Below are 17,416 nucleotides of genomic sequence, written 5' to 3' on the forward strand. Positions count from 1 at the left end.
ACTTACACGAAACCTCCGTTAACCCGGATCGTCTGGCCGGTCATCCAGCGGGTTTGCTCACTGGCCAGAAACAGTACAACATCGGATATATCCTTCGCTTCTCCCAATCTTCCAAAAGAGTTCATTCTTATAATTGTCTGGATCTGCTCCTCTGTCTTGCCTACCGTAAATAGCTCGGTATTGACAGGTCCGGGAGCAACAGCATTAATGGTAATGCCCTTGGGGCCGAATTCCTTGGCCAACTGTCTGGTGAATTGCTCGACCGCACCTTTGGTGCCTGCATACACGCTGTACGCCGGGAACATCGCACCTGCAACCGAAGTCGAGAAATTGATGATCCTTCCGCCCTGCTTCATGTGTAGGGCAGCCTGCTGGCAAGCAAAATAGGTGCCTTTGACATTAATGGCAAACTGTTTATCAAAATCGGCTTCAGTTACTTGTTCAATGGGTTTCGTGATCATGATCCCTGCATTATTGACCAGAATGTCAACCTGTCCATACAACTCGATAGCGCTGCGGAACAGGTGCTCAACTTCTGCTACCTGACTGATGTCCGCTTGAATTGCGGCTGCCTCACCGCCGTTTTGTTGGATTGCCGCAATGACCTCATCGGCAGCTTCTTTATTGCTCGAATAATTAACGATAACCTTGGCTCCGCGCTCAGCAAAATCCTCTGCGATCTTACGCCCGATTCCTCTGGAAGCACCTGTAATCAGAACGACCTTGCCTGCTATTTCATTGCTCATGATACATCTCCTTCGATTCGTTATTGGGACTTGGAATACATGTAGTATATACGATGCATAAACAAAAATCAAATGACAAATTTACGATTTTGTCATTATATTGGTTTGACTGATGTATTTCTTTTTTTTTTAGTGCTCTTTGCCTTCGTATGATCTCCATTTAAAGCGGCTGAGCATGCTTTTGGGGGACATGTTGCTTATTTTTCCTGAGTCCTCGGCAGGAGTCCATGTGTTTCTCTGCTTCAGGCATATCCTGTTAGAGGGTGTCTTGCAGAATCGTTTCAAGAGAGGGGTAGGTCCATGAAAGGGGTTATTTTGGCTGGGGGATCAGGGACGCGGCTAAGGCCTATGACGAAAATCATTAATAAGCATTTGCTGCCTGTTGGGCCCTTCCCAATGATTCATTATGCGGTTTCCAAAATGGCTGCAGCGGGGATCAAGGATATTATGCTGGTTACTGGAAAACAGTCGGCAGGATTATTCATGGAATATATCGGCAGCGGCAGCGGCTGGGGAGTGCGTCTCACTTATAAGATTCAAGAAGAAGCCGGAGGTATCGCTCAGGCACTGGCATTGGCTGACGGGTTTATTCAACCACAGGATAAGTTTGTAGTATTGCTGGGCGATAACTTGTTTGAGGATGGTTTGGAATCTGCGGTACGGATGTTTGCAGAGGCGGAGCAGGGGAACGCCATGGTCTTTCTGAAGAAAGTTGCGGATCCTCGTCGGTATGGCGTACCTGAGATGAGAGGAGACCGAATTGCAGCCATAGAGGAAAAACCGACATATCCCAAGTCTGATTATTGTGTGACGGGCATTTATATGTATGATTCCGGTGTCTTTGAGAAGATTCAGGAGATTCAGGCATCGGAGCGCGGGGAACTGGAGATTACCGATGTGAACAACCGATATGCGTCACAAGGAATGTTAACCTATCGTCTGCTGGAAGGCTGGTGGACCGATGCGGGGACGCACCGATCACTGCTTGAGGCCAGTATACGGTTATCGGCAAGTGACGTTGTATGAGGCTATTGGTCACCGGCGGCATGGGATTTATTGGAAGCCGATTTGTGCATTATTGGTTGGAAAAGCATCCAGGGGATACCGTTGTCAATCTGGACCTGTTAACCTATGCCGGTAACAGCCACAATGTTGCAGATATTCGTGATTTGCCTGGTTATTCGGAAGTTCGCGGCAGCATTACGGATGCACTTCTTGTAGAGCGGGTTATGGCAGAGGAGAAGATCGACACGGTTGTTCATTTTGCCGCTGAATCTCATGTAGATCGAAGCATTCTGGACCCGCAGCGGTTTATTCTGACGAATGTGCTTGGTACCCAAACACTGCTGGAAGCCGCGAAAAAGCATACGGTCAACAAGTTTGTGCATATTTCCACGGATGAGGTGTACGGAACGCTTGGTGATCAGGGAAGCTTTAACGAACAGACGCCTCTTGCACCGAATAGTCCATATTCGGCCAGCAAAGCAGGCTCCGATCTGCTCGTCAGGGCTTATTATGAGACGTATGGACTGCCGGCGATCATTACGCGCTGCTCGAACAATTATGGTCCGTACCAATTCCCCGAAAAGCTGATTCCGACGATTATTACGCGTGCCCTCCAGGATGAAGTCGTGCCGGTATATGGCGATGGACTGCAAATCCGCGATTGGTTGTTTGTGGATGATCATTGTGCAGCTATCGATCTTGTGATTCACAGCGGCCGCTCAGGAGAAGTCTACAACATCGGCGGCAGCAGCGAAAGGACCAATCTCGTTATGGTCAAGCGGATTTTGCAGGAGCTGGGAAAATCGGAAAAGCTGATCCGGTTCGTGCCCGATCGGCTTGGTCACGATCGGCGTTATGCAGTGGATACCTCAAAAATCCGCAATGAATTGGGCTGGAAGCCAACGCATACCCTGGATGAGGGACTGCACCTCACACTGGACTGGTATAGAAGCAATCAGTCTTGGTGGCAGGGTATTCTTGACGGAACCTATCAATCGGATATATTCAATTCTAACAAGGAGGGTGAAGGGCCGTGAAAATCGTGATTACAGGAGCTGGCGGGCAGTTGGGCCATGATTTGATCCGCGCTCTGTCACCTGCCCATGAGCTTCTGCCGCTCTCCAGAGAACAGTTGGATGTTACGGATGAGCTGGCCGTCAAGCAGCAGATAACCGCGTGTTGTCCGGATGCCATCATTCATGCTGCTGCGTTTACCCAGGTAGATCTGGCTGAGACGATGCGGGATAAAGCGTATGCTATCAATTCCACAGGAACACGTAATGTCGCCTTGGCTGCACATCGTTGTGCTGCCAAGCTTGTTTATATCAGCACGGATTATGTATTCGATGGAACCAAGACAGGAAGCTATACAGAAATGGACCGGACCAATCCCTTGAGTGTGTATGGAAATTCCAAGCTCCATGGGGAAAAATTCGTGGAAATGATCAGCCAACGCTATTTTATAGTACGTACCTCTTGGCTGTACGGCAAACACGGAAGTAATTTTGTGACGAAGGTGCTGTCGATGGCTGATCGGCAGTCCCGATTAACGATGGTTCATGACCAGACCGGCTCCCCAACCTATACGTTAGATTTGGCACGATTTGTTGGGGACTTGGTGGAAACAGAGAAATACGGCTTGTATCATGTATCCAATCAAGGGTGCTGCAGCCGTTACGAGTTTGCCGAGGCCATCCTGCAGACGGCGAAGCGGACAGATATCAGTCTGGAGGCGGTAAGTGCCTCGACTTTTTCGCTGCCTGCGCTTCGACCTGATAATTCCGCTTTCGACGATTTGGCGATCCGCCAAAACGGCTTCTCCCGCATGCGCGAATGGAAGCTGGCGCTGCAGGATTGCATTCAAAATGATATCCAGTATGTGAGGTCAAATGAGGGGTGATTGTATTGAAGGTTGTCATTATGGCCGGCGGTAAGGGCAACCGGTTTTGGCCGAGAAGCACAGAGGAAGTACCCAAGCAATTTCTAGCTCTGACGTCAAACCATACGATGCTTCAGGAAACCTATCAGCGGTTTCTTAGATGGATACCGGCAGCCGACATTTATGTGGCTACGGTCCAAAAGTATACGCAGCTCGTATTGGAGCAGCTTAAGGAGCTGGACTCTCGGCAGCTTATTATCGAGCCGGAGCAGAGAGACACCGCACCCTGCATGGCATTGATAGCACGGTATTTTTTGCTTGAGGGTCAGGATGAACCTTTTGTAACGGTTCCCTCGGACCAGTATATCGGGGATGACGAGGCTTACATTCAGGCGATTGAGCAGGCAGTAGAGGCAGCCCGCCAGGAGGGTGTGATTGTGACTCTGGGCATCGTCCCGACACGTCCCGAGACGGGCTACGGCTATATTGAAGCAATAGGAAAGGCGCAGGATGATGGCCGGCCTTACAGAGTTAAACGGTTTATCGAAAAGCCTGACCTGGAGAAGGCAACCAGGCTTGTCAATATGGCGAATGTATACTGGAACTGCGGTATATTTGCCTGGAGGCCATCAACCATAGCCGCTTATTTGGAACAATTCGAGCCTGACATGTCGCGCTTGATCAGCCTGAGCGACGAACAGCTGGAGCAGATGTATCCGCTGCTGCCTAAGGTGTCGGTGGATTATGCGATTTTGGAGAAAGCCGATTTGATCTACTGTATCCCTGTCCGGTTTGGCTGGGATGATGTAGGGACGTGGACGGCATTGACTCGCCTATATCCGATTGATGAGCAGGGGAATCTGATCAGCGGATCGGTTCATATGCTTCGTGCAGGAGATAATATTGTTTTTTCAGACAAGCAAAAAACGTTAGTCATAGGGGTTGCCGATTTAATTATCGTATCTACACCAGAGGGATTGCTGGTGTGTCCCAAATCAGATGAGCAAACGATTAAACAGGCTCTGCTGGAGATGGAGCGAATACGGGAGCAACAGCAAGACCCACAGTAAGAACCGCAAACATCTAATGAATCCTCCCAATAGTATGGGGGGATTTATTTGAGTCGTTTATGAAAATAGGGAGCACCTATGTACGAGATGTCTTTGTAATTATATTATCCCAGGCAGCTTTCTGCGGAATCCGTGCAGGACGGCTTTTTGCCGTTCCATTCTAATCAGCAGCGGCATAATTTAATACAAGTCTATTGAACTATTAGATAGATAAGAAATCACGGTGAAGGAGCATCCGATTATCCATGCCTAATGATCTGACTGCCGATACCCCCTTAATTTCGGGTATGAGCTCGATCGTCATTTTAACACGCAATGCCATGGGAGACTTCGAGACGGAGTCCTGGTCGGGTTTTGCATGGCTTTCCACCGACGTTAGATCGAGACGATAATTACCGGTTAAATGGGGTCTCACAGACAGGAATGTGGGCTCGGAGATTGTTCAAAGGAAAATATCGTTTCGCAAGGATCGGCACTATGTTCCACTAGGCACACAATAATGAAGAGGCGGCTCTTAACAAGGGTTCGCCGCATACAAGGAGGATCTCAAATAGATGAAAGCATTAATAACAGGCATCTCCGGTTTTGTAGGCAGTCATTTAGCCGAATATTTATTGAAAAATAATACGGAGGTTTATGGAACTATACGGCATCGCAGCCGGATGAATCATATCCAGCATTTAATGAATGATGTTAATCTGGTGGAGTGTGAGCTGAGAGACCCGTTCTCGGTAGAGAATTTAATTCAGGACGTCAAGCCTGATCTTATTTTCCACCTGGCCGCACAGAGCTTTGTCCCGACTTCTTGGAATTCACCTATAGACACCATTCATAATAATGTAGCTGGACAAGTCAATATCTTCGAAGCTGTCCGGCGCATCAACCTGGATTGTAAAATACAAATTGCCTGCTCTAGTGAAGAGTATGGTTATGTAGATGCAACTGAGGTTCCGATTACCGAGTTAAATCCCATTCGTCCGCTGAGCCCTTATGCCATCAGCAAGGTTGCGCAGGATTATTTGGGGTATCAATATTATAAAAGCTACGGTCTGCATGTCGTTTGTACGCGTACCTTTAATCACACCGGACCCCGACGCGGCGAAAACTTTGTAACCTCCAACTTCGCCAAACAGATTGCCGAAATTGAAAAAGGGCTTAAGGCTCCGGTCTTATATGTAGGCAACCTGCAAGCTCAGCGTGACTTTACCGATGTTCGCGATGTAGTCCATGCTTACTGGCTGGCACTTGAAAAAGGCGATCCGGGTGAAGTTTACAATATTGCATCGGGGTCCTGCTGCACGATTCAGGAAATGCTCAATTTGCTGCTGTCGTTGAGTACGGTTCAGATTGAGATCAAAGAGGATCCTGCCCGTCTGCGTCCATCTGATGTTGAGATTTTATTGGGTGATTACAGCAAGTTTCATGCGAAAACTGGCTGGAAGCCGGAAATTCCTTTCACACAAACGATGGAGGATTTATTGAATTACTGGAGAGCACTCGTATAATTCACATAACAAAAAGGGTCCTGCACAATCTCAAGTGTGCAGGATCCTTTTTGTTAGCATATCCGATTAATTAGGACCTTTATAATAGGATTTGGTCATATCCCATTTTTCCGATAGCGTACCATCGGGTCCGGTGTTCAAATGTTAATCCATGGTCAGCGAGTCAATGCTCCTATCAAACGTGCTTTTCAGTGGCTTTTGCCGTGACGAAGCGTCTGCTAGTCTAATATACTGTAATACTTTGACAAGAGCTGCAGGAGGAGTGACTCCCCGTATGGATGCATCGCAATTAAGGAATAGCAGTAAGAAATTTAATAAAAAGCTAGAAAAGGGAGAGAGTCTGACTACCTTTGAATTCATTGGCGAGCTTATGGACCTGGAGGAAGAGCTGTTCATCTGGGAGCTGTATAAGCAATTATTGCTCCGTGAGCCGGATGAAGGCGGATTTCAATCCCATCTGACTCAGCTTCAAGGAGGGTGTCCAAGGCTTGTGCTGATGGATGCGATCCTGCAAAGTCAGGAAGCCGCAGCATTATATGATAAGCCATCCCAGCAATTCTCCGATATATTCCCGCTGGCCAGACTGCTTCAGCGACTTGTCCATGGGGATCATGGGGCATTTATTAGAGCATTGTATCAGGAATTTCTCAATCGACAGCCGGATGACCAGGAGCTGCAGAGCTATATACAGCAGCTTGAGGCAGGGACAGCACGCACAGCAATCAGAAGCGGGTTTTTGTTATCTGAGGAGTTTCAGGAATTATTAAGCAAGAATCGTCCCTTTTTGATGGAAAACTCTTCGTACAGCCGTGCAATGAAGCACGTATCTAATGGGTCTATGAAGCATATAGGTGTATTTCTTGGTTATCACCACCCCGTAACACTTTCCGGCGAAGGTATTGGGAGCTTTATCAGCAGGCTGGTGGAAGGTTGGCTGCACAATCGCAGTGATGTTATGGTCCACATTGCCATAACACAGCAAAATAAGGAGCAAGCAGAGAAATTGTTGAGCAAGCAGCTCTCCACATATTCAAACCGGCTCTGGATTCACAGCTTTCCGAATATGAGCTGGTTGAACAGGCATCTGGATGTGGATGTTTGGTGTGTTCCTTATGTCGGCTTGAAGTGGGCTTTGGAGCTTAGCAAGCCTTATGTACTTTGTGTGCATGATTTAGTCTATCTGCATTTCAAGAAGCTTTACGCCGACCAACAGCCGGAGTTTCTAACCCATCTGCAGCCTATCGTCGATGCTATGGCTGGCAAGGCGGCCAAGGTTGTCTTTAATTCGAATTACATCAGGGATCATGAAGGCTTACAGTTTTTGAAGCTGCCCTTGCATCAGACACGGGTAATTCGTTTGGCGCCGCCTTTGGAGGAGTACCGGTTGTTCGGTCTACGCTTTGAAAGCACATTTCGGCGCAAGTACAATTTGCACAGTCCTTATCTGGTTTTTCCTTCGGTCATGCGGTTGCACAAAAATCATGATCGACTGATCGAGGCATTTCTGAATTTCAAAAAAACGTCTGAAGGCAAAACTTCAGGGCTTCGGCTGGTATTGACCGATGACTACAGGAACCGGCCCTTTGAAAAGAGGATCCGTGAGCTTTTGGAGCGTTGTCACAGTCAGGAAGAGCGAAACAGTGTTGTGTTTTTGGGCAGACTCTCTTCGGCTGATCTTCCTTCTTTGTATAAATATGCTGTTGGTACGATAGTCCCTACTCTTTTTGAAGGAAGCTGTCCGTTTCCCATATTGGAATCCCTGACGGTTGATACCCCCGTCGCAATAAGCAGAATTGATGTGGCAACAGAGGTCATAACCGATATGAGTGCTTTTATTTCTTTTGACCCTTATTCTGTAAAAGAGATTGAAGCCGCGATTAGAAAGCTGTGGCGTACTCACGAAGGGTTGGCTCCATTACAAAAAGCTGCGATAAGAGGAGTACTCAGAAGGACATGGTCAGATGCCGCTCGTGAATATGACAGCTTGTTTGATGAAGTATTGAGCAAGAAGCAATGATAACGAAAGGAAGAGCGGCATGTTATCCAAAACAAAGGTGGTTATTATTGGCTGCGGCGGACATGCCAAGGTTATCATCGACATCCTGAAATCTGACCCAGAGATAGATATTGTCGGTTGTACGGACCCTTATGCCAGGGGATGGGTTTCAGGCATACCGATTCTGGGAGATGATACCATACTGCGAGAATTGTATGATTCGGGAATTCACCATGCTTTTATTGCGATTGGTGATAATGCCGTAAGGCAGCGGCTATCCCGCAAAGCTGCCATTATCGGTTTTCATTTTGTTAATGCAATCAGCCGATTTGCTTACGTGGCATCTTCAGCACAGTTAGGTACGGGTATTGCTATCATGCCTGGTGCGGTCATACAGGCCGATGCACGTATTGGTGATGGGTCCATTATTAATACGAATGCTTCTGTCGACCACGATTGCGAGATCGGGTCTCTATGCCATGCAGCGCCAGGGGTGACTCTCTCAGGGCACGTTGTTATCGGAGAGGGTGTATTTCTTGGAACAGGTACCAAAGTTATCGACGGGATGCATATTGGTGAGTGGTCTATACTGGGTGCAGGAGCCGTTGTGGTTGATACTATTGGGCATCATTGTCTGGCCGTAGGGGTTCCTGCCCGCATGATCAGACAGTGGGATTGAAAAGCTGCAATGTAGGTATCTACGCTGAAAGAAAGACTATGACCAGCAGTCAATGACATCGAAAAAGACGTTTCCAACTTGCGGAAACGTCTTTTGTCGATAGGCAGAAAAGAAGATATGTGTGGGTGGCCTGGAAGCTCAGTTATGCAGCACCTCAGCTAACACCTTTTTGAAGCTGTCGCTTATAAAATGTATCTCTTCATCCGTCAAGTTTCCTGAGCTCGGCAAATTAATTCCCTGGGAACTGATTCGATTGGCTACAGGAAACTCAGAATGAGGCTGCAAATGCTGATAAGGAGGTAAAGCATGCATAGGGTGAAAAAAAGGTCTGGTTTCAATTCCAAGCCTGACCAGCCGTTCTATCAGCTCGTCGCGCTGAGCTTCGGTAACGTCATTCAGCAGTACACTGAACAGCCAATATACGTTTTTGGCCCAATCCTTTTGAACGGGCATTGTGAGGGCTGGACAGGATTGAAGCTGGTCTTTATAAAGTCCGGCAATGCGTATTCTTTGCTCAATGTGCCATTGTATATTTTCCAATTGGGCACAGCCGATGGCGGCCTGAATATTGGTCATTCTATAGTTATATCCAATAACAGGGTGCCAGTAGCGGCGATTGGGGTCCATGCCTTGACCTTTTAACAATCGGATCCTTTGTGTAAATTCGCCATCGTTTGTGGTTACGATCCCACCTTCACCTGTCGTAATGATTTTATTGCCAAATAGACTGAAAATGGCACTGTGACCTATGGAACCGACTTTTTTTCCTTTATATTCGGCTCCAGTCGCCTCAGCTGCATCCTCAATAACAAATAAACCGTATTTATCCGCGATTGCCATAATAGGGTCCATATCGGCAGGATGTCCATAAAGATGAACAGCAATGATTCCTTTGGTGCGTGGAGTTATTTTCTCTTCGATGAATAGAGGGTTCATATTCCAGGTATCGGGTTCAGCATCAACGAATACAGGGGTGGCTCCACAATGTGCTACGGCATTGGCTGTAGCTACGAATGTAAATGAAGGAACGATAACCTCATCATGTTCTGTAACCCCGTGTCCCATTAGAGCGAGATGAAGTGCTGTTGTTCCATTACTGCACGCTATGGCATGCTGGGTTTGAACAAATTGTGCAAATTCCTGTTCGAATTTATGAATGTAGGATCCGTTAGAAGAGATCCATGTCGAGTCCAAACAATCCATAACATACTTTTTTTCATTTCCATTCAGTATGGGCTGTGCCACGTTATGAAATTTTTCCATCCTAATTATTCCTCCTAGTACATGCTCCGCAGGAAAATGTTTTCCAAACGCGATTCGCGATATCAATCAAGTTATCGTAATATATGCGTTGGCCTGCAAAATGGATTCATGGTGAGGAGGGACAATAAGCCCATTTCTTGCTTTTAACACTTCGTACTGCAATGGCTATCCCCTTGTCGGAAGAAACATTCTGCCCTATTTAGGTTCATGGCTGCACGACTACTTTCTCCTTGCATGATGCACAAAGCTTGGCATATTGGATACACGTTTCTAATGTATCATCCGGTTCCATTGGCCACCAGCGGATAGCGCCCATGGGGGCTATTGACGCAAAGACCTCGACTTCAGCAGGAACACGACCTACAACAACGACTTCGATATCGGTAAAGCCCGATTCTATCCCCTTTTGAAGCGTCTTAAGTAATTGAGGGTGCTCATTTGTAGGATTGGAGTGGGGGATAGGGAACAGAATCGAAACTCGGGATTCTTGTTCGTGAATGATATGGGCAGACTTCCGTGCAGGGTGATCTGCAGCCGTCTCCCATATGCGACTATAGGGTATATCATCAAGTAACCCCAGTTCATCCACTCTCGTGCGAATTCTTTGACTGTAATAGCTGTTCAGTGCGTTGACCAGAATCTGAATCTGTCCATTTCTATGAAAAGTAGAGTTATCTCCATTTTCATTGCGATATTGGATATAGAGTAAATCAGGTATCGCTACAAATCGGGTACTAAGAAACGACCGAACCAACAAATCATAATCGTCTGCAACCAATAATTCTTCGCGATGTCCTCCAATCTGATGGTAAAAATCCCTCGTCCACGCACGAGGATGATTCGGTAAACCGACCAAATGCCGAATCGTATTCCCATTGATGGTCGTATGCTTTTGCACATTTTGCCATCGATTCATCTTATGGACCCATACGCGATAATACATACTGTATCCAAAACCACAATCCCAGCCGTACCAGTGAGCATGATGGCTCCCTATAAATACCTCTGAACAATCTCCATAAGCAAAGCCGCTTTCCGGGTGCTGTTGGAAGGTATCGACGATCTTCTTCAGGCAGTCAGGAGTCAGCTCGTCATCATGATCAACCTCTACTAAAATATCCCCCGTGCATAAACCTGCTGCATACCGCTTGATAGCTCCTATATAGCCATTACGTGAGTCCTGGCGGTATCTTCGTACACGGGGATCGTCTAGAGGAAGTAAATCCTGGTTGTACGTCTCGTCCTCATCACCGGAGTCATCTACAATAACCCATTCCCAATTGGAGTACGTCTGATTCAATAGAGAGCGATAAGGTCGCTGGATTTTGTCTTTGGACCTGTAGCTTGCTGTAAATATGGATACTAAGGGATGATCTGTGGAAAAACGAGTTGGACTTAGGGTTTTATTTTCAGGGAGAGGTTCGGTCTGTTTGAGCCAGCAGTAAAATAATAGGAAGGGTTGAATTTCTTCAGGAGATTTATAATGCAGCCAACGTTTTCTCTCTTGAACGGGCAAGGCATTCAAGGTCTTAAATGGTTCCCAGCCTGTTCCCAATGAAACATAGACGCGGGGACTTTTGGGTTTTATATCCAACAAGGCATCCTCAGGTTCATACAACTTCACTGTGATGCCACTTTCAGCCAGTCTGGCTAACATATCTTCGAATCCATCCCAAGTATCATTTTTGGAAAAAAACAGATGAGTTGTCAATAGTGGAGTTTGATTCGCTGACACGTTCATCCCCCTTTTAAGATAGCCAACACAAGCTTGAGATCCGTGTTGAGTATAGGTAAGTTGGTATACATCGATTTATATATATCGGGAATATCGGAAAATATGACTCCATGTCAATTCAATATTATTAATCATCAGTTGGTGTCTATGACCAAAGCGATCGTATTACATATATATATCTAAGATAAAGAAAGGAGCTGACAAAATATTCCATCATGATAAAAATTCCCTTTTTACGACCTAATCTGGTCAAACATGAAACGTTGATCCCTTATTTGACAGAGATTGAATCCTCTCGAATTTACAGTAATTTTGGCCCCCTCAATACACGCTTTGAACAACGAGTAATGGATGAATACTTTGACCACCTGGGTGCTGTAACAACAGTTAGCAATGCGACCATTGGTTTGATCCTGGCTATTTCCCAAAGTAAACGTCCCAAGGGAAAGTATGTCTTAATGCCGAGCTTTACATTTGCCGCTACTCCCTTGGCTGCCATATGGTGTGGATTGGAACCGTTTTTTGTGGATATTGATTCGGATACCTGGTGTATGGATGAGAAGATGGTTAGTGAATGCCTGCAAATATTGGGAGATGAAGTGGCCGCTGTTCTTCCATACGCTACCTTTGGAACCCATATGAACCTCGATTTCTATCGACAGATCCATGAATCCGGGATACCTGTGGTTGTGGATGCAGCTGCCAGCTTTGGTGCGGCGGATAATCACAATCATTTTGGAAAGGGATTTCCTGGCTGCGTCGTGTATAGCTTTCACGCTACCAAATCGTTTGGTGTCGGAGAAGGAGGATTAGTATACAGTGCAAATCCAGAGTTGATTTCCCGTATTCGTCAAGCAGAAAACTTTGGATTTTCTACGAATAGAGAAACGGCCTTGCTCGGATTAAATGGAAAAATTTCCGAATATACGGCGGCGATTGCCTTATCCACTCTGGATATTTTTGACGACAAAATAAAAGCGAGACAGCAAATTTATACCTGGTACCTTGAACAATTAAATCAAAAGGATCTATTAAATAAAGGCTGGGCTGTTCAAAAGGCTGTCGGGGAAATTCCTTATCAATTTATGTCGATATGCTGCCCGGATGGTCTGCACAATCGTGACATCATTCACGCCCTCGCGGGTCAAAACATCGAAGCACGTACTTATTTTGCTCCTCCTTGCCATCAGCATCCGCTTTTGAACGGGTATCGACACACCCCATTGCCTGTTACGGAGCAAATATCCAGCCGCATCGTCAGTTTACCTCTATGGGAAGAAATGACCAATTCAGATGTTCATTTGGTTGTAGAAGGGATGGTTTCATCATAAAGTCTCTTGTGATATGGGGATGTGGGGGTCACGCCCGCGAAGTTCTTCACCTTTGTGAGCAAATCGGAATTGAAGTGACGGGATTTCTGGATGAACGACCTGAATACAAAGGACAGATCATAGATGATATTCCGGTGTTAGGGGATCTGCCAGATATCTTTTCGTTACAAGAGAAGGTAAGGATTGTATGCGCTGGAGTGGGCAGTCCATCTTTAAAAAAACGGCTCGTTGAAAAAACACGAAAATTGGGGTTCCAGTTTGCAGATACGTTAATACACCCATCCGTGTTCATGTCTAAAAGAAACCGTATTGGGGTCGGTAACGTTATATGTGAAGGAACGATATTAACCACGAATGTGATTATAGACAATTTCATTATTATAAACCGAAGCGTGAATATCAGTCACGATGATCGAATCGAGAATTATGTGACGATTGCTCCCGGTGTCCAAATTGCAGGGAATGTGACGATTCAGGAAGGGGCTTATATCGGGATTGGTTCTTCCATCCGTGAAAAAACGACGATTGGACCCTGGTCCGTCATTGGTGGAGGTTCCTTTGTAAAGGAGGACGTGCCTGAGCAAACCTTGTACGCTGGAGTACCTGCTAAATTCAAAAAAAACCTGCTATAAGCCGGAGAAAGGGGGATTTTACGTGGATCTTCCGTTAGTCAGTGTCGTCATACCTGCGTACAACCGACCGCATACTTTGCAAATAGCAATCGACAGTGTATTGGAGCAAACCTATCCGAATATCGAAATCATTATCTGCGATGATAGTACAGATGATCGAGTACAAGAAATGATGGTACCTTATTTACATTCGTACTCTCAGATCCAATATCATCGAAATGAACGAAATTTGTTTCTTGCAAATTGGCACAAATGTTATGATCTGGCTTCAGGCGAGTATATCAATTATTTGATGGACGATGATGTTTTTCATCAGGATAAAATCAAAAAAATGATGTATTTTTTTAATGAATTTGACAACATTACACTTGTCACATCTTATCGACAAACCATCGATGAATCAGGTCAGTTTCTTCCTCCTATCCATGCTACAGCCAGACTATACCAGGAAACAAGGATAATGGATGGAAAAATGCTGGGCAATGTTGCATTAGCTTGCGGTCTCAATGTTATCGGTGAACCGACAACGGTAATGTTTAGAAAAAAAGATCTTACTGAGCTATATGGAGTATATAAAGGGAAGCAATATTCTCTTATCAATGATATGGCTGCCTGGTTATCATTGTTATCCAAAGGAAAGGCTGTGTATATTCCAGAAGCTTTGAGTTATTTTCGAAGACACCCGAATCAAAATAACAATACGATGGGTCTGCGAGCATTTAGTGAATGGTTAGATATTACGATTGCCTCACGAGAAGATGGGTTTTTGGATACGAATGAGTTATTCAGGACTGCCCTGGGGTCTTATCGTGAACGAGTAAGGGATCATTATCAATTTACAGGAGATATCTCACGAATTGAAATGATTCTGGCAACCCTGGACTAAAAGTTAGGTTGTATGACGACCCTGTCCATAGAATTGAAAGCGCCCGACTACCTGACACCAATAAAACTTGGCAGTCAGGTAGTTTTGGTTTTTGCGCTAATGCTTGGCTCTGTGCTGGGGCTGATTGCTCCTTATATCGATTTGTCTCATTCTAGCGGATTAGGTTGGGCAACATTATGAAATTTGACTCTATCTATTAAATTCCGCAATGGCCTGTTTCGCTGGATAATGAACTTGGAATGAGGTTCGCGATGACAATCAAGTTACCGTAATATATAGGTTATCTTTTACAACGGATTCATGATAATAATGCCCTTTTTTCTGTTTTTATACCATTTTATATCAATAGTCTGAGTCATTTACCGTATCCATAAAAAATCAAATACATATACTTTATTAGATTCATAAGAAAGGGGTAAATGAAATGACAGATGGACAGACGGGCCAAACCGGCCAAACCGGTCAGACTGGACAGACAGGTCTGACAGGTCTGACAGGTCTGACAGGTCAAACCGGACAGACAGGTCAGACAGGTCAGACAGGTCAGACGGGTCAGACGGGTCAGACAGGTCAGACAGGCCAGACGGGCCAAACTGGAAAAACCGGTCTGACAGGAGCAACTGGTGCAACAGGCGCTCAAGGACCTAGAGGCCCTCAGGGTACTCAAGGAACAACAGGCGCTCTCGGTACTCAAGGGCCTCAAGGTACTCAAGGGCCTCAAGGTACTCAAGGTACTCAAGGAATAACAGGTGCTCAAGGGCCCGCTGGAGGGCCAGAAGGCCCACAAGGCATTCAAGGTGCCCAAGGCCCACAAGGTCCACAAGGCACTCAAGGAGCTACTGGACCTCAAGGAGCAGCAGGCCCTCAAGGGGTTGCAGGACCACAGGGTGATCAAGGACCTGTAGGACCCCAAGGTGATCAAGGAGCAGCAGGTCCTCAAGGGGTTGCAGGACCACAGGGTGATCAGGGACCTGTAGGACCGCAAGGCGATCAAGGAGCAGCAGGCCCTCAAGGGGTCGCAGGACCACAAGGTGATCAAGGACCTGTAGGACCGCAAGGCGATCAAGGAGTTGCAGGGCCACAAGGAGCAGCAGGCCCTCAAGGGGTTGCAGGACCGCAAGGTGATCAAGGACCTGTAGGACCGCAAGGTGATCAAGGAGCAGCAGGTCCTCAAGGGGTTGCAGGACCACAGGGTGATCAAGGAATTGTAGGACCGCAAGGTGATCAAGGAGCAGTTGGACCGCAAGGAGCAGCAGGTCCACAAGGGGTTGCAGGACCACAGGGTGATCAAGGAACTGTAGGACCGCAAGGTGATCAAGGAGCAGCAGGTCCACAAGGGGTTGCAGGACCGCAAGGTGATCAAGGACCTGTAGGACCTCAAGGTGATCAAGGAGTTGCAGGACCACAAGGAGCAGCAGGCCCTCAAGGGGTTGCAGGACCGCAAGGTGATCAAGGAATTGCAGGACCGCAAGGCGATCAAGGAGCAGCGGGCCCTCAAGGGGTCGCAGGACCGCAAGGTGATCAAGGAATTGCAGGACCGCAAGGCGATCAAGGAGCAGCGGGCCCTCAAGGGGTCGCAGGACCACAAGGTGATCAAGGAACTGTAGGACCGCAAGGCGATCAAGGAGCAGTTGGACCTCAAGGGGTTGCAGGACCACAAGGCGTGCAGGGTCCACAGGGTGATCAAGGAATTGCAGGACCCCAGGGTGCACAAGGTTCACAAGGCGATCAAGGAGTAGCAGGACCTCAAGGCGTGCAAGGTCCACAGGGAGCAACAGGTGCACAAGGTCCACAAGGTGATCAAGGGGCTGCAGGACCTCAAGGCGTACAAGGGCCACAGGGTGATCAAGGAATTGTAGGACCTCAGGGTGCGCAAGGTCCACAAGGCGATCAAGGAACCGCAGGACCCCAAGGTGTACAAGGACCACAAGGTGATCAAGGAATTGTAGGACCGCAGGGTGTCCAAGGTCCACAAGGTGATCAAGGAACCGTAGGACCTCAAGGCGTACAAGGTCCACAAGGCGACCAAGGAACAGTGGGAACTCAAGGTGTTCAAGGTCCACAGGGTGATCAAGGACCGAGTACGGGTGCTATGATTCCATATGCATCTGGGCTTCCAGTTTCACTGGTTTCTGCCTTGTTGGGAGTTGCCGGTACAACGGGACTGATTGGGTTTGGATCATCGGGGACCAATGTTAATGTCCTTGGCGGTACAATAGATCTCACTGGCGCAGGTGGCACTCTTATTAACCTTGCATTTTCTGTTCCTCGTGCAGGGACGATTACAGGAATAACAGCGTACTTTAGTACTCCTTTAGCAATAACTGCTCTGGCACTTGGGCCATTAAACGTTACAGCAGAATTATATATATCCACCACACCTAATAATAGTTTTGTTGCAATTCCAGGAACTTTAGTCACATTATCTCCAGCTCTCACACCTGCTCTACCATTATTTGTGATTCCTCCTACAATTAGTACGGGTTCTTTGACCGGATTGAGTATACCAGTAAGTCAAGGAAATCGTCTGTTAATGGTATTTTCGGTAGTGGCGCCTGTTGGGAGCCTTAATATTGCTGTTGTTATACCAGGTTATGCAAGTGCGGGTATCACCATCGAATAATTAATATTTTGAGATTGCAAATGCTCAGTAAAGCATGATTCCGGGAGTCGAGTAATAAGCCATACA

14 protein-coding genes are annotated in these 17,416 nt (G+C 46.7%); 11 read left to right on the forward strand and 3 right to left on the reverse strand.

The features are described from left to right. Positions 1-2 precede the first annotated feature (2 nt). Positions 3-746 carry an SDR family oxidoreductase gene (locus NST47_RS09715; protein ID WP_341154956.1) on the reverse strand — a complete coding sequence of 248 codons (744 nt, stop codon included), beginning with the start codon at positions 744-746 and terminating at the stop codon, positions 3-5. A 300-nt stretch (positions 747-1,046) separates the two neighbouring features. Here NST47_RS09715 and NST47_RS09720 point away from each other — a divergent pair, with 300 nt between their 5' ends. The 7 genes from NST47_RS09720 to NST47_RS09750 all read left to right on the forward strand — a co-directional run bounded on the left by NST47_RS09720 (position 1,047) and on the right by NST47_RS09750 (position 8,880). Beyond that, positions 1,047-1,772, forward strand: a complete 726-nt coding sequence (locus NST47_RS09720; protein WP_341154957.1) for a sugar phosphate nucleotidyltransferase — start codon at positions 1,047-1,049, stop codon at positions 1,770-1,772. Then, positions 1,769-2,788 carry a dTDP-glucose 4,6-dehydratase gene (gene rfbB, locus NST47_RS09725; RefSeq protein WP_341154958.1) on the forward strand — a complete coding sequence of 340 codons (1,020 nt, stop codon included), beginning with the start codon at positions 1,769-1,771 and terminating at the stop codon, positions 2,786-2,788. Before NST47_RS09720 ends, rfbB begins: the two co-directional genes overlap by 4 nt. Beyond that, on the forward strand, positions 2,785-3,651 hold the full coding sequence (gene rfbD / locus NST47_RS09730; RefSeq protein WP_341154959.1) for a dTDP-4-dehydrorhamnose reductase: 867 nt from the start codon (positions 2,785-2,787) through the stop codon (positions 3,649-3,651). Before rfbB ends, rfbD begins: the two co-directional genes overlap by 4 nt. A 5-nt stretch (positions 3,652-3,656) precedes the next feature. After that, positions 3,657-4,700 (forward strand): mannose-1-phosphate guanylyltransferase, encoded by a 1,044-nt coding sequence (locus NST47_RS09735; protein ID WP_341154960.1) that lies wholly within the window; start codon positions 3,657-3,659, stop codon positions 4,698-4,700. 554 nt (positions 4,701-5,254) lie between these two features. Next, positions 5,255-6,205 (forward strand): GDP-mannose 4,6-dehydratase, encoded by a 951-nt coding sequence (locus NST47_RS09740; RefSeq protein ID WP_341154961.1) that lies wholly within the window; start codon positions 5,255-5,257, stop codon positions 6,203-6,205. Between the two features lie 274 nt (positions 6,206-6,479). Beyond that, on the forward strand, positions 6,480-8,222 hold the full coding sequence (locus tag NST47_RS09745; RefSeq protein ID WP_341154962.1) for a DUF4214 domain-containing protein: 1,743 nt from the start codon (positions 6,480-6,482) through the stop codon (positions 8,220-8,222). Positions 8,223-8,241: 19 nt separating this feature from the next. Next, positions 8,242-8,880: an acetyltransferase gene (locus tag NST47_RS09750; RefSeq protein ID WP_341154963.1), complete on the forward strand. Its 639-nt coding sequence runs from the start codon at positions 8,242-8,244 to the stop codon at positions 8,878-8,880. Positions 8,881-9,018: 138 nt separating this feature from the next. Here the strand turns inward: NST47_RS09750 and NST47_RS09755 are convergent, their stop codons facing one another. Together NST47_RS09755 and NST47_RS09760 are read right to left on the reverse strand one after the other, a co-directional pair. Continuing rightward, positions 9,019-10,143: a DegT/DnrJ/EryC1/StrS family aminotransferase gene (locus NST47_RS09755; RefSeq protein WP_341154964.1), complete on the reverse strand. Its 1,125-nt coding sequence runs from the start codon at positions 10,141-10,143 to the stop codon at positions 9,019-9,021. Positions 10,144-10,348: 205 nt separating this feature from the next. Beyond that, on the reverse strand, positions 10,349-11,878 hold the full coding sequence (locus NST47_RS09760; RefSeq protein ID WP_341154965.1) for a glycosyltransferase: 1,530 nt from the start codon (positions 11,876-11,878) through the stop codon (positions 10,349-10,351). 215 nt (positions 11,879-12,093) lie between these two features. Here NST47_RS09760 and NST47_RS09765 point away from each other — a divergent pair, with 215 nt between their 5' ends. The 4 genes from NST47_RS09765 (at position 12,094) to NST47_RS09780 (ending at position 17,350) form a co-directional block, all read left to right on the forward strand. Next, a complete protein-coding gene (locus NST47_RS09765; protein WP_341154966.1) occupies positions 12,094-13,209 on the forward strand; it encodes a DegT/DnrJ/EryC1/StrS family aminotransferase in 1,116 nt (371 codons plus the stop codon). An 8-nt stretch (positions 13,210-13,217) separates the two neighbouring features. Next, positions 13,218-13,841, forward strand: coding sequence for an acetyltransferase (locus NST47_RS09770; RefSeq protein WP_341154967.1), 624 nt, complete (start codon positions 13,218-13,220; stop codon positions 13,839-13,841). Between the two features lie 22 nt (positions 13,842-13,863). After that, positions 13,864-14,727, forward strand: coding sequence for a glycosyltransferase family 2 protein (locus tag NST47_RS09775; RefSeq protein WP_341154968.1), 864 nt, complete (start codon positions 13,864-13,866; stop codon positions 14,725-14,727). Between the two features lie 424 nt (positions 14,728-15,151). Then, entirely contained in the window at positions 15,152-17,350 is a 2,199-nt protein-coding gene (locus NST47_RS09780) for an exosporium glycoprotein BclB-related protein (protein WP_341154969.1), read from the forward strand. Positions 17,351-17,416 lie beyond the last annotated feature (66 nt).

Origin of the sequence: Paenibacillus sp. FSL H8-0034 (assembly GCF_038000305.1) — a bacterium.
Lineage (GTDB): Bacteria > Bacillota > Bacilli > Paenibacillales > NBRC-103111 > Paenibacillus_S.

Coding starts and splice junctions, on each gene's coding strand:
- rfbB (WP_341154958.1), top strand. CDS start 1,769: ATGAGGCTATTGGTCACCGGCGGCATGGGATTTATTGGAAGCCGATTT.
- NST47_RS09750 (WP_341154963.1), top strand. CDS start 8,242: ATGTTATCCAAAACAAAGGTGGTTATTATTGGCTGCGGCGGACATGCC.
- NST47_RS09715 (WP_341154956.1), bottom strand. CDS start 746: ATGAGCAATGAAATAGCAGGCAAGGTCGTTCTGATTACAGGTGCTTCC.
- NST47_RS09745 (WP_341154962.1), top strand. CDS start 6,480: ATGGATGCATCGCAATTAAGGAATAGCAGTAAGAAATTTAATAAAAAG.
- NST47_RS09755 (WP_341154964.1), bottom strand. CDS start 10,143: ATGGAAAAATTTCATAACGTGGCACAGCCCATACTGAATGGAAATGAA.
- NST47_RS09720 (WP_341154957.1), top strand. CDS start 1,047: ATGAAAGGGGTTATTTTGGCTGGGGGATCAGGGACGCGGCTAAGGCCT.
- NST47_RS09780 (WP_341154969.1), top strand. CDS start 15,152: ATGACAGATGGACAGACGGGCCAAACCGGCCAAACCGGTCAGACTGGA.
- NST47_RS09765 (WP_341154966.1), top strand. CDS start 12,094: ATGATAAAAATTCCCTTTTTACGACCTAATCTGGTCAAACATGAAACG.
- NST47_RS09740 (WP_341154961.1), top strand. CDS start 5,255: ATGAAAGCATTAATAACAGGCATCTCCGGTTTTGTAGGCAGTCATTTA.